Below are 13,442 nucleotides of genomic sequence, written 5' to 3' on the forward strand. Positions count from 1 at the left end.
GCACCCGCACGCACGAAGGCCCGCCCCCCGCTCGTCGCGGAGGGCGGGCCTTCGTGCGTGAGCAGCGTCTACCGACCGGCGAACTTGTCGCTCACCGAGTCGTACACGCCCTTGGCCACCTCACCCAGTCGCGGTCCCGCGAGCCAGCCGGCGTCCACCGGGCCGATCGAGGTGTTGGAGACCAGTGCAGGCTTGCCGTCCGAGCCCGCGGCCACCCAGCCGCCGCCGGACGAACCGCCGGTCATCGTGCAGCCGATGCGGTACATCGTCGGGTCGGTGCCGTTGAGCGACAGCCGCCCGGGTTTGTCCTGGCACTGGTACAGCGTCTGCCCGTCGTACGGCGCCGCCGCCGGGTAGCCGGTCGCGGTGATGCTCTTCACCTTCGCCACGGCCGGGGCCGCGAAGTCCACCGGCAGTGCGGAACCGACCGTCTCCTCCAGCGACTTGCCGCCGGCACCCTCCTCGGGAGTCACATGGATGACGGCGAAGTCGTACGAGGCACCGTCGCCGCCGGTCTGCCCGCCCTGCTCGATCCACTGGTCGGAGGTCTGCGCCCAGTCGCCCCACCAGACCCCGTACGGCGCCACCTCCTCCTTGGTGGCCGTCACCAGCTTCGCGGCCGACATGCCCGAGTCGTTGTACGACGGCACGAAGGCGATGTTGCGGTACCAGCCACCCTTCTTGCCGGCATGCACGCAGTGGCCCGCCGTCCACACCATGTTGGACTTGCCGGGGTTCGCCGGGTCCTGCACGACCGTCGCCGAGCAGACCATCGTGCCCTCGGGGGAGTCGAAGAACACCTTGCCCGCCTCGGGAGCGTTGGCGTGGTAGGTGCTCGGTACGGCCGCCGCGTCGACCGCCGCCGGCTCAGGGTCGGTCACGCCCTGGTCGTCGCCGAGGTCGTTCTCCTCGACACCGCGGTCCGGGTCCTCCGCGTCGCGCATCCGGTCCGGGTCCCACAGGCCTTCGATGATCGGGTTGACGTAGTCCTGCGCCTCGCGCAGCCAGTCGTCCTTGTCCCAGTTCTTCCAGGCGCCGTTCTTCCACTTGTCCAGGTCGATCCCGTGCTCTTTGAGCCGGTCCTTGATGTCGTCCGGGATCGTGATCTTTCCGTCGCCCGCGGCGGAGGCGGCGGCGCTGGCCTGGCTGTCCGCGTCGGCGCCGCCCGAGTCGCAGGCGGTCGCGGTGAGCGCGAGCGCCGAGGCGAGGGTGACGGCACCCAGCGCGGGGGAGATTCTGCGTGAGGCGTTCCTCCCCCGTCGAGCGAAGAACGACGGCCGTATGGATCGCATGGTGTGACTCCCCGTGGTGTCAAGGAACTTGGAGCGGTGGCCGCGCCTCCGTGAGAACTCGGCGTCTTCTCATGCCTGGTTCACGGGGGTCGCACGGCCGGGTGGGACGGCATCACACGATAGGCGTTCGCTGTGGGGGACTGCCGACGGAACAGCAACGGTTCCGTCACGGCAAGGATCTTGAGGCAACCCGTAACCCGGTGGACCGTCGGCGGTTGGTAGCCGTGGGGCGGGCCGCCTGTGCGCGGCCCTTCCGGCGGAATCCCCCGAGGGCGCGGAGCCGCCGCCCTCCGCCCGGCGCACCGGTCCGGACCCGGCGGCGGGGGTTCCGCGGCGAACCGACTCGCCTCTGGACAGCGGGAGGACAGGAACCGTGGCTGTGACGGAACCAGTGCGGGGGAAGACGTCCGCGGGGCGCGTTGCCGACGGGGGCGCTGCCGATGAGGGGGCTGCCGATGTGGGGGCTGAGGATGAGGGGGCGGCGCCCACCCTTCAGGCTCCCGTTCCGGGGCGCCTCGCCCACGAAAGCATCCTGCGCAGGCGGTCGGCACGAGAGTCGGCGGCGCGTACGCACGCCCGAGCCCTGCCGATCGTGCCGGTGCGGGCCCGGGGACTGACCATCGAGGGTGCCGACGGACGCCGCTACCTCGACTGCTTCTCGGGCGCCGGGACCCTCGCGCTCGGCCACAACCACCCCGTCGTCCTGGAGGCCGTCCGCAAGGTCCTCGACTCGGGCGCCCCGCTACAGGTCCTCGATCTGGCCACGCCCGTCAGGGACGCCTTCGTCACCGAGCTGTTCCGCACCCTGCCGCCGGGGCTGGCCGACCACGCGCGCGTGCAGTTCTGCGGACCCGCCGGCACGGACGCGGTGGAGGCCGCGCTCACCCTGGTGCGGGCCGCCACCGGCCGCCCCGGCGTCCTGGCCTTCGTCGGCGCGTGCCATGGCATGTCCGAGGGTGCCGTCGAAGCCGTCGGAGGCGCCTCCGACGTACTGGTGACCCGCCTGCCGTACCCGCAGGACTTCCGCTGTCCGTTCGGCGTCGGCGGCGAGGGCGGCGCCGAACTTGCCGCCCGCTGGACCGAGTCGGTCCTCGACGACCCCAGATCGGGTGTGTGCCCCCCGGCCGGGATGATCGTCGAACCGGTCCAGGGCGAGGGCGGTGTGATCCCCGCGCCGGATGCCTGGATGCGCCGTATGCGCCGGATCACCGCCGACCGGTCGATCCCCCTGATCGCCGACGAGGTCCAGACGGGCGTCGGGCGGACCGGCGCCTTCTGGGCGGTCGAGCACAGCGGCATCACCCCCGACGTGATGGTCCTCTCCAAGGCCATCGGCGGCAGCCTGCCCCTCGCCGTGATCGTCTACCGCGACGACCTCGACGTGCGGGAACCGGGCCCCCACGCGGGCACGTTCCGCGGCAACCAACTCGCCATGGCCGCCGGTACGGCCACCCTCGCCCACGTCCGCGCCAACGGCCTCGCAGGACGCGCGGCCACCCTCGGCGACCGTATCCTGCGCGAACTCCGCAGCCTGGCCGAGGAGTTCCCGTGCGTCGGGGATGTGCGGGGGCGTGGCCTGATGATCGGGCTGGAGATGGTCGACCCGGAGGGAGAGGCCGAGGAGAAGTGGGCCGGACATGGTGGCGGTGGGACGCGTCCCGCGTCTCCCGAACTGGCCGCCGCCGTCCAGCGGGAGTGCCTGAGCCGCGGCCTGATCGTCGGCATCGGCGGGCGCCGAGCGAGCGTCGTACGGCTGCTGCCGCCCCTCACGATCACCGACGAACAGACCTCGGCCGTACTCGACCGGCTGTCGGACGCGGTGCAGGCCGTGGTCCGCGCGCGAGCAAAGGAACGACCTTGAACACCCCAGCTCTTTCCTCGTCCGCCACGTCTGTTCTCCCGGTCCCGCGCCAACGGACGGGCGCCGCGGCCGACCCTCTGCACCACCCCGACCCGCACCAGGCGGCCCAGGCGGCGGCCGTGGAGAACCTGCTGCGCTGCTGGGTCCGCGAGACCGGCCTGCCCGCCCCCGACGACGGCGTCCTGCGGATCCCGCTGCCCGCCAGCGGCACCGCGCTCCTCGCCCCCGTCCGCTACTGGTCGCCCACCGGATGGCACCGCTTCGGCCCTCCTCGCCCGGCCGGCGCCCCCGAGCACTGCGCGCCCGCGGACGCCGTCATGGTCGCCACCCTGCTGAGCCGCGAGACGCCCGTGCCCGGCGGGACGTCCGAGGCCCCGCCTGTCGGCGCCCTCCGCGCCGAGAGTGCGGTCCTCGCCGGTGCGGCGGAAGGCGTCGACCTGGTCGCCCGTGTCGCCGACTCCGTCCGCCGCACGGCCACCTTCATCAGCGCGCACCGGGAACGCCCGACAGACCGGACCGACCTCTTCCGCTCCGCCGAGCAGGCTCTGACGCTCGGGCATCCCCTGCATCCGACCCCCAAGAGCCGCGAAGGTCTCACGGACTCCGAAGTCCAGGTGTACTCACCCGAGTTGCAGGGCTCCTTCCCCCTCCACTGGCTGGCCGTCGCTCCCGGCGTACTCGCCGCCGACTCCGCCTGGACCGAACGCGGCCGTCCCGTCCCCGCCGAGGCGCTGACGGCCCGGCTCGCCGGTACCAGGCTGCCGCTGCCCGACGGGTACGCGGCCCTGCCCGTGCACCCCTGGCAGCTGCGCGAGGTCCGTCACCGTCCCGAGGTCGCGGCCCTGCTCGACGCCGGCCTGCTCCGGGACCTCGGCGCCCACGGCCTCCCATGGCATCCCACCTCGTCCGTGCGCACCGTTCACCGGTCGGGGGCACCGGCGATGCTCAAGCTCTCGCTGGCACTGCGCATCACCAACTCCCGCCGGGAGAACCTCCGCAAGGAACTGCACCGTGGTGTCGAGGTCCACCGCCTGCTCCGCACCGGCCTCGGTGAGCGGTGGCGGACGGCCCACCCGGGCTTCGACATCGTCCGGGACCCGGCCTGGCTCGCCGTGGACGGGCCGGACGGGCGTCCGGTGCCCGGCCTGGACGTGATGGTCCGGCACAACCCGTTCGCTCCCGCCGACGACGTCTCCTGCGTCGCCGCCCTTGTCGCGCCTCGCCCCGACGCGCGCCGGGCGGAGGGCGGCGGCTCCGCGCCCTCCCGGCTCGCCGCGATCGTCACGCGCCTCGCCGCTGTCACGGGCCGACCGCGCCAGGCCGTGGCCGCCGAGTGGTTCCTGCGCTACCTGGAGCAGGTCGTACGCCCCGTGCTGTGGCTCGACGGCGAGGCGGGCATCGCCCTGGAGGCGCACCAGCAGAACACACTGGTCCTGCTGGACACCGACGGCTGGCCCAGCGGCGGCCGCTACCGGGACAACCAGGGCTACTACTTCCGCGAGTCCCACCGGGCGGAACTGCAGGCCCGGCTGCCCGGCATCGGCGAGGCAAGCGACACCTTCGTCCCGGACGACGTCACCGACGAGCGCTTCGCCTACTACCTCGGCATCAACAACGTGCTGGGAGTCGTCGGCGCCTTCGGTTCCCAGCGCCTCGCCGACGAGCGCGTGCTTCTCGCCGCCTGCCGCCGCTTCCTCGCCGACGCCGGCTCTCGCACCGGCCCCGGCCGGACCCGTGGTTCCCTGCCCGCCCGGCTGCTCGACTCACCCGTCCTGCGCTGCAAGGCCAATCTGCTCACCCGCCTCCACGGCCTCGACGAACTCGTCGGCCCGGTCGACACCCAGTCCGTCTACGTCGCCATCGCCAACCCCCTCCACCGCTGAACCGCCCCGTCCGGGAAGGAGCAGAGCCGTGCCGTCCACCGACGCCGAGGACACGCTGGAACTACGTCCGCCCGCCGGCTTCCTCGCCTCGCTCGGCGGAGCGGCGCCCGAGACCACGGCCGGGATGGGCAGGAGGGGTTCCGTCCTCCCCGGGGACCTCCTCGACGACATCGGCGGCTGGGGGCGGGCAGCCACCCCCGCCGGTGCCTTCCACCTCCTCCCCGTCCGGATCGAGCGGGACCTGCCTCGCATCGCCCGGTGGATGAACGACCCCGCGGTCGCGGCCTTCTGGGAACTGGCCGGTCCCGAGACCGTGACCGCGGCGCACCTGCGCCACCAACTCGCCGGCGACGGCCGCAGCGTCCCGTGCCTCGGCGTCCTGGAGGGAACCCCGATGAGCTACTGGGAGATCTACCGGGCGGACCTCGATCCACTGGCCCGCTCCTACCCGGCCCGGCCGCACGACACCGGTATCCACCTGCTGCTCGGCGCTGTCGCCGACCGGGGCCGAGGGCTCGGTGCCGTGCTGGTCAGGGCGGTCGCCGATCTCGTCCTCGACAGACGACCCGCCTGCGCGCGTGTCGTCGCCGAGCCCGACCTGCGCAACACCCCGTCCCTCGCGGCTTTCCTGACCGCAGGCTTCCGGTTCTCCGCGGAGATCGGCCTGCCCGGGAAGCGAGCCGCCCTCATGATCCGGGACCGGGGCCTGCGTGATCTGTTGTGACCGCCTGTCCGCCCTGCCGATCTTCCCGACCACCAGCCGGTCGCATCCGGTCCCGATCGGTCACTCCCGAACCGATACCAGCAGGACCTCCTCACTCACCGACATGCCTGCCGTCTTGATCGCGTCCCTCCCGTCCCCCGTGACCACACGTTTGTCAGTGGCGCCCCGTAGGGTGGTCGCGCTATGACGAAGCCCTCACTCCCCGAACTCCTGCATGCTGCCGTCGCCGCCGTCGGCGGCACGGAGCGCCCCGGCCAGGTGACCATGGCCGAAGCCGTCGCGGAGGCGATCGACGACGGCTCCCATCTGCTGGTCCAGGCCGGCACCGGCACCGGTAAGTCGCTGGGGTACCTCGTGCCCGCGCTCGCGCACGGTGAGCGTGTCGTCGTGGCGACCGCCACCCTCGCGCTGCAACGCCAGCTCGTGGAGCGCGACCTGCCACGCACGGTCGACGCGCTGCATCCGCTCCTGCGCCGCCGCCCCGAATTCGCGATGCTCAAGGGCCGGTCGAACTATCTGTGCCTGCACCGGCTGCACGAGGGCATGCCCCAGGACGAGGAGGAGGGCCTCTTCGACCAGTTCGAGGCGGCCGCGCCGACCAGCAAGTTGGGCCAGGACCTGCTGCGGCTGCGTGACTGGGCCGACGAGACGGAGAACGGCGACCGGGACGACCTGACCCCCGGCGTCTCCGACCGCGCCTGGGGGCAGATCTCGGTCTCCTCGCGCGAGTGCCTCGGCGCCACGAAATGCGCGTACGGCGCGGAGTGCTTCGCGGAGATGGCCCGGGAGCGGGCCAAGCTGGCCGAGGTCGTCGTCACCAACCACGCCCTGCTCGCCATCGACGCCATCGAGGGCGCTCCCGTCCTTCCCCAGCACGAGGTGCTGATCGTCGACGAGGCCCACGAGCTGGTCTCGCGGGTCACCGGCGTCGCCACCGGCGAGCTGACCGCGGGGCAGGTCAACAGGGCCGTACGCCGCGCGGCGAAGCTGGTCAACGAGAAGGCCGCCGACCAGCTCCAGACCGCCGCCGAGGGCTTCGAGCGGCTGATGGAGCTGGCCCTGCCGGGTCGCCTGGAGGAGATCCCGGAGGACCTCGGCTACGCCCTCATGGCGCTGCGCGACGCCGCCCGCACGGTCATCTCAGGGATCGGCGCGACCCGCGACAAGTCCGTCCAGGACGAGGACTCGGTCCGCAAGCAGGCGCTGGCCTCGGTGGAGAGCGTGCACGACGTGGCGGAGCGCCTGGTGAACGGCTCCGAGTACGACGTCGTCTGGTACGAGCGGCACGACCGCTTCGGCGCCTCCCTGCGCGTCGCCCCCATGTCCGTCTCGGGCCTGCTGCGGGAGAAGCTCTTCGCGGACCGCTCCGTGGTTCTGGCCTCGGCGACCCTGAAGCTGGGCGGGGACTTCAACGGCGTCGGTGCCTCCATGGGCCTCGCCCCGGAGGGCACCCAGGGCGAGGACCTCCCGCAGTGGAGGGGCATCGACGTCGGCTCCCCCTTCGACTACCCCAAACAGGGCATCCTGTACGTCGCGAAACACCTGGCCCGCCCCGCACGCGACGGCGACCGCGCGGACATGCTGGACGAGCTGACCGAGCTGATCCAGGCGGCGGGGGGACGGACCCTCGGTCTCTTCTCCTCCATGCGCGCCGCCCAGCTGGCCGCGGAGGAGCTGCGCACCCGCATCCCCGAGTTCCCGATCCTGTTGCAGGGCGAGGAGACGCTCGGCGAGTTGATCAAGAACTTCGCGGCGGACCCGAAGACCTGCCTCTTCGGCACGCTGTCGCTCTGGCAGGGCGTCGACGTGCCCGGCCCGAGCTGTCAGCTGGTGGTCATGGACAAGATCCCGTTCCCCCGGCCGGACGACCCGCTGATGAGCGCACGCCAGAAGGCGGTCGAGGACGCCGGCGGCAACGGGTTCATGGCGGTCGCCGCCACCCATGCCGCCCTGCTGATGGCCCAGGGCGCGGGCCGGCTCGTCCGTGCGTCGGGCGACCGTGGTGTCGTCGCGGTACTGGACCAGCGGCTGGCGACGGCCCGCTACGGCAGCTATCTGAAGGCGTCGATGCCCGACTTCTGGTTCACGACGGACCCGAACCAGGTCCGCAGGTCGCTGGCGGCGATCGACGCGTCGGCGAAGCAGGCGGAGGAATAGCGAAGAGGGCGTGCCCCCGCGGGGACACGCCCTCTACACCTTGCGGCGACCGGTCCGGTACAGCACAGGGCCCCGGAACCGGCGCAGGGATCCCGGGGCCCAGTCAGGGGGCGGTCGAGGAGGCCCGTCCGCCGCCGCACTCAGACGCGGCGCAGTACGGCAACCACCTTGCCGAGGATGGTCGCGTCGTCGCCGGGGATCGGCTCGTACGCGGCGTTGTGCGGGAGGAGCCAGACATGGCCGTCCTCGCGCTTGAAACGCTTGACGGTGGCCTCGCCCTCCAGCATGGCGGCCACGATGTCGCCGTTCTCCGCGACGGGCTGCCGGCGGACGGTGACCCAGTCGCCGTCGCAGATCGCGGCCTCGATCATCGAGTCACCGACGACCTTCAGTACGAACAGCTCACCGTCGCCGACGAGCTGCCGGGGGAGCGGGAAGACGTCCTCGACCGACTCCTCGGCGAGGATCGGGCCACCGGCGGCGATGCGGCCGACCAGGGGGACGTACGACGCGGCGGGCTTGCCGGCGGTGTCCGTGGGCTGGACCGCCGCGGACTGGTCGGAACCGCGCACCTCGTAGGCACGAGGGCGGTGCGGGTCGCGGCGGAGGAAGCCCTTGCGCTCCAGTGCCATCAGCTGGTGTGCGACCGATGAGGTGCTGGACAGGCCGACGGCCTGGCCGATCTCGCGCATCGATGGCGGGTATCCGCGCCTCTGCACGGAGTCCCGGATGACCTCGATCACCCGACGCTGACGGTCGGTGAGGCCCGAGCTGTCCGCCCGGATGCCTGGAGGTCGGCCCGGCAGGGAGCGCTTGTGCCCCTCCGGGTTCGTGGTTTCGTTCATCGCATGCACCGGCTCGAGTCGGCCCTGGGAGCGGTCCTGGGCAGTGATGGTGGCACTGTCTGCGGTGGTGGTCACGTCGGCCCCTCTCGGTTGTCTCCCTGCTGGACAACGGTAGTTGCTTTCGAAAGGTTGCGCCAAACACACGTTCGAGTGAAAAAGCGTAGATAGCCTGACTTGATCATGTGTCTGGGTGTATGGCCGACGCGTTGCCCGCCGGGCGGAAGGGCTGCTTGTTGTAGCCTTCGCCGCCGGGGCCGATGGCCTGGTGAGGTGTGACCCCCAGTCTGCCATCCGCCCTCCCGTACTCCGGGAACCGGGCCCCACTCTGCGCGAGAGTCCCACCTCTCCTCCTCCAGGCGCTCACGGTATCCCTGTGCGCCGCCCGGCGATATGGCCGTACGCGCGCGTGCGGCGTTTCGTGCGGGGCGGGTCGCGCGCGGCGGGTTTCGGGTGCTCGCTGTGACCGCGGGGCCGCGGCGCGTGAAGGCCGCCGACGCGACACGCGACACAGCCTGGGTGAATGAGCCAAGCACCACATCTAGTGGTTGGATATCAACAGCAGCCCACAAGTTGTGGTCCCCCGGGACTTCGCACCCTCTGGGATCGCCTATGCTGAGGGCTGCTTCGAGGGGCCCGTGAGGCCCGGCGAGGCCATTGAGTCTGCTGTGAGGAGGGATGGATCATGCACTGCCCCTTCTGCAGGCACCCCGACAGCCGCGTCGTCGACAGTCGTACGACCGACGACGGCACGTCGATCCGCAGGCGCCGCCAGTGCCCTGACTGCTCCCGTCGTTTCACGACCGTGGAGACGTGCTCGCTCATGGTGGTCAAGCGGTCCGGGGTCACCGAGCCCTTCAGTCGCACCAAGGTCATCAATGGCGTCCGCAAGGCATGCCAGGGACGACCTGTCACCGAGGACGCACTCGCACAGCTCGGCCAGCGGGTCGAGGAAGCGGTGCGGGCCACCGGGAGCGCCGAGCTGACCACCCACGACGTGGGGCTGGCCATACTCGGCCCGTTGCAGGAACTGGACCTCGTCGCCTATCTGCGATTCGCCTCCGTCTACCGGGCATTCGACTCGCTCGACGACTTCGAGGCCGCCATCGCGGAACTCAGGGAGACGGGGCACCCCGCCGCGGACGACGAAGACCGCGAAAACGCTGACGGCACTGACGGCGCCGAAGCCGCTGTCGCGGGGAGCCGGGAAGACGACGGCGGGCGCGGAGGAACCGTTCAGGTTCCCGAGCCCGCCCACTCCGCCGACTGACCGGCGGGCCGGAACCGGAACGGCAGCTCCGGGTCCGGCCGGGCGGCGGCGGACCAAGACCTGTTGCGGGCGTAGCGCGTGGTGCCCGCAGCACAAGACAGAACACCGTGTCACAGGAACAACGTGGCATTTCAGGGCGTTTTCGCCCGTACAGGGAGGCGGCATGACAGAGACGGCGAGCGGTCCGGCACGGGGTTCCCGAGCCAAGGGCGCCAAGGCGACCAAGGGCCTGCGTATCGAGCGCATCCACACGACCCCCGGCGTGCACCCGTATGACGAGGTGGCCTGGGAGCGCCGTGACGTCGTCATGACCAACTGGCGCGACGGCTCGGTCAACTTCGAGCAGCGTGGCGTCGAGTTCCCCGACTTCTGGTCGGTGAACGCGGTCAACATCGTCACCAGCAAGTACTTCCGGGGCGCCGTCGGCACCCCGCAGCGCGAGGTCAGCCTCAGGCAGCTGATCGACCGCATCGTGAAGACGTACCGGAAGGCCGGCGAGGACCACAAGTACTTCCCGTCGCCCGCCGACGCCGAGATCTTCGAGCACGAGCTGGCGTACGCCCTCCTGCACCAGATCTTCAGCTTCAACAGCCCCGTCTGGTTCAACGTGGGCACTCCGCAGCCCCAGCAGGTCTCCGCCTGCTTCATCCTTGCCGTCGACGACTCCATGGAGTCGATCCTCGACTGGTACAAGGAAGAGGGCATGATCTTCAAGGGCGGCTCCGGTGCCGGCCTGAACCTCTCCCGCATCCGCTCCTCCAAGGAGCTGCTCTCCTCCGGCGGCAACGCCTCCGGCCCGGTCTCCTTCATGCGCGGCGCCGACGCCTCCGCCGGCACCATCAAGTCCGGTGGTGCCACCCGCCGCGCCGCCAAGATGGTCGTCCTCGACGTGGATCACCCCGACATCGAGGACTTCATCGAGACCAAGGTCAAGGAGGAGGAGAAGATCCGCGTCCTGCGCGACGCGGGCTACGACATGGACCTGGGCGGCGACGACATCACGTCCGTCCAGTACCAGAACGCCAACAACTCGGTCCGCGTGAACGACGAGTTCATGACGGCCGTCGAGCAGGGCGGCAAGTTCGGCCTGCGTGCGCGGATGACCGGTGACGTGATCGAGGAGGTCGACGCCAAGTCGCTCTTCCGCAAGATCGCCGAAGCCGCCTGGGCCTGCGCCGACCCGGGTATCCAGTACGACGACACCATCAACACCTGGCACACCTGCCCCGAGTCCGGCCGGATCACCGCGTCGAACCCGTGCAGCGAGTACATGCACCTGGACAACACGTCCTGCAACCTCGCCTCGCTGAACCTGATGAAGTTCCTGAAGGACGACGGCAAGGGCCACCAGTCCTTCGAGGCCGACCGCTTCCAGAAGGTCGTCGAGCTGGTCATCACCGCGATGGACATCTCCATCTGCTTCGCGGACTTCCCGACCCAGAAGATCGGCGAGAACACGCGCGCGTTCCGCCAGCTCGGCATCGGCTACGCCAACCTCGGCGCCCTGCTGATGGCGACCGGCCACGCGTACGACTCGGACGGCGGCCGCTCGCTGGCCGGCGCCATCACCTCCCTGATGACGGGCACGGCCTACCGCCGCTCCTCCGAGCTGGCCGAGGTCGTCGGTCCGTACGACGGCTACGCCCGCAACGCCGACGCCCACAACCGCGTCATGAAGCAGCACTCCGACGCCAACCAGAAGGCCGTCGGCATCGACGACCTGGACAGCCCCGTCTGGGCCGCCGCCACGGAGGCCTGGCAGGACGTGCTGCGCCTCGGCGCGAAGAACGGTTTCCGTAACTCCCAGGCGTCCGTGCTCGCCCCGACCGGCACCATCGGTCTGGCGATGTCCTGCGACACCACCGGCGTCGAGCCCGACCTCGCCCTGGTCAAGTTCAAGAAGCTCGTCGGTGGCGGTTCGATGCAGATCGTCAACGGCACCGTCCCGCAGGCCCTGCGCCGCATGGGCTACCAGGAGGAGCAGATCGAGGCGATCGTCGCCCACATCGCCGACAACGGCAATGTGATCGACGCGCCCGGTCTCAAGCAGGAGCACTACGAGGTGTTCGACTGCGCCATGGGTGAGCGTGCCATCTCCCCGATGGGGCACGTCCGCATGATGGCCGCGATCCAGCCGTGGATCTCCGGAGCCATCTCCAAGACGGTCAACATGCCGGAGACGGCGACCGTCGAGGAGGTCGAGGAGATCTACTTCGAGGCCTGGAAGCTCGGCGTCAAGGCGCTCGCGATCTACCGCGACAACTGCAAGGTCGGCCAGCCCCTCTCCGCGAAGACCAAGGAGAAGGAGAAGGCCGAGATCACCGAGAAGGCCGAGGAGACCATCCGCACCGCGGTCGAGAAGGTGGTCGAGTACCGCCCGGTCCGCAAGCGTCTCCCCAAGGGCCGTCCCGGCATCACGACGTCGTTCACCGTCGGTGGCGCCGAGGGCTACATGACCGCCAACTCCTACCCGGACGACGGTCTCGGCGAGGTCTTCCTGAAGATGTCCAAGCAGGGCTCCACGCTCGCGGGCATGATGGACGCCTTCTCCATCGCGGTCTCCGTCGGCCTCCAGTACGGCGTGCCGCTGGAGACGTACGTCTCGAAGTTCACCAACATGCGCTTCGAGCCGGCCGGCATGACGGACGACCCGGACGTGCGGATGGCGCAGTCGATCGTCGACTACATCTTCCGCCGCCTGGCGCTCGACTTCCTGCCCTTCGAGACGCGCTCCGCGCTCGGCATCCACTCCGCCGAGGAGCGTCAGCGTCACCTGGAGACCGGTTCGTACGAGCCGTCCGACGAGGACGTGGACGTGGAGGGCATGGCCCAGTCGGCCCCCCGCCCGACGGACCTGAAGGCCGTCGCCACGCCGAAGGCCGAGGTCGAGGCGGCCAAGCCCGCGCCGATGCAGGCCCACACCAGCGCCGAGCTGGTGGAGATGCAGCTGGGCATCCAGGCCGACGCCCCGCTCTGCTTCTCCTGCGGCACGAAGATGCAGCGCGCCGGTTCCTGCTACATCTGCGAGGGTTGCGGCTCGACCAGCGGTTGCAGCTGATCTCCGGTAGTACCGGCCAGGGGTGAATGACCTGGCAGAGGGCGGTGGAGCCGGTTTCCGGCGCCACCGCCCTGTTCTTCCGCGAGGTGACCCCCTCGCGGGGTTTTCGAGCGCTTGTTCGGGTGGCATGCTTCCGGGCATGATCAACAGAATCGAGTCGTCCTCCCGCCGGTGAGCACGACACCAGAAACCCCACCGCCGGCGCATCCGAGCACCCTGTACGAGCACGCGCTGCGGCTGCACCGACTCACACCGCACGAACCCCTTCCGCGGAGCGGTGAGCCGTATCCGGACGCGGCGGCGAGACGTCGGCGCCGGCAGAGAAACCCGCCGGACCACACGCTCGCCGGAATCG

At 70.8% G+C, this 13,442-nt stretch carries 8 protein-coding genes; 6 read left to right on the forward strand and 2 right to left on the reverse strand.

Annotation, left to right across the window (positions count from 1 at the left end; translation table 11 throughout):
- Nucleotides 1–68: 68 nt before the first annotated feature.
- A complete protein-coding gene (locus ACFWJX_RS25150) occupies nt 69–1,292 on the reverse strand; it encodes a trypsin-like serine peptidase (protein ID WP_383247254.1) in 1,224 nt (407 codons plus the stop codon).
- A 457-nt stretch (nt 1,293–1,749) separates the two neighbouring features.
- On the opposite strand from ACFWJX_RS25150, the gene ACFWJX_RS25155 reads away from it, so the two are divergent.
- The 4 genes from ACFWJX_RS25155 (at nt 1,750) to ACFWJX_RS25170 (ending at nt 7,917) form a co-directional block, all read left to right on the forward strand.
- A complete protein-coding gene (locus tag ACFWJX_RS25155) occupies nt 1,750–3,153 on the forward strand; it encodes a diaminobutyrate--2-oxoglutarate transaminase family protein (RefSeq protein WP_383247257.1) in 1,404 nt (467 codons plus the stop codon).
- The gene (locus ACFWJX_RS25160; protein ID WP_383247260.1) at nt 3,150–5,036 is read left to right on the forward strand and encodes an IucA/IucC family protein; all 1,887 of its coding nucleotides are present in this window, start codon (nt 3,150–3,152) and stop codon (nt 5,034–5,036) included. Before ACFWJX_RS25155 ends, ACFWJX_RS25160 begins: the two co-directional genes overlap by 4 nt.
- A 28-nt stretch (nt 5,037–5,064) precedes the next feature.
- Nucleotides 5,065–5,760 (forward strand): GNAT family N-acetyltransferase, encoded by a 696-nt coding sequence (locus ACFWJX_RS25165; RefSeq protein WP_383247263.1) that lies wholly within the window; start codon nt 5,065–5,067, stop codon nt 5,758–5,760.
- Between the two features lie 183 nt (nt 5,761–5,943).
- Nucleotides 5,944–7,917 (forward strand): ATP-dependent DNA helicase, encoded by a 1,974-nt coding sequence (locus ACFWJX_RS25170; RefSeq protein WP_383247266.1) that lies wholly within the window; start codon nt 5,944–5,946, stop codon nt 7,915–7,917.
- 140 nt (nt 7,918–8,057) lie between these two features.
- Here the strand turns inward: ACFWJX_RS25170 and lexA are convergent, their stop codons facing one another.
- Entirely contained in the window at nt 8,058–8,837 is a 780-nt protein-coding gene (gene lexA, locus ACFWJX_RS25175) for a transcriptional repressor LexA (RefSeq protein ID WP_073491631.1), read from the reverse strand.
- A 607-nt stretch (nt 8,838–9,444) separates the two neighbouring features.
- Here lexA and nrdR point away from each other — a divergent pair.
- Nucleotides 9,445–10,029 (forward strand): transcriptional regulator NrdR, encoded by a 585-nt coding sequence (nrdR, locus tag ACFWJX_RS25180; protein ID WP_383247269.1) that lies wholly within the window; start codon nt 9,445–9,447, stop codon nt 10,027–10,029.
- A gap of 163 nt (nt 10,030–10,192) precedes the next feature.
- Nucleotides 10,193–13,087, forward strand: coding sequence for a vitamin B12-dependent ribonucleotide reductase (locus tag ACFWJX_RS25185; RefSeq protein WP_383247272.1), 2,895 nt, complete (start codon nt 10,193–10,195; stop codon nt 13,085–13,087).
- Nucleotides 13,088–13,442 lie beyond the last annotated feature (355 nt).

Origin of the sequence: Streptomyces sp. NPDC058335 (assembly GCF_042723915.1) — a bacterium.
Lineage (GTDB): Bacteria > Actinomycetota > Actinomycetes > Streptomycetales > Streptomycetaceae > Streptomyces.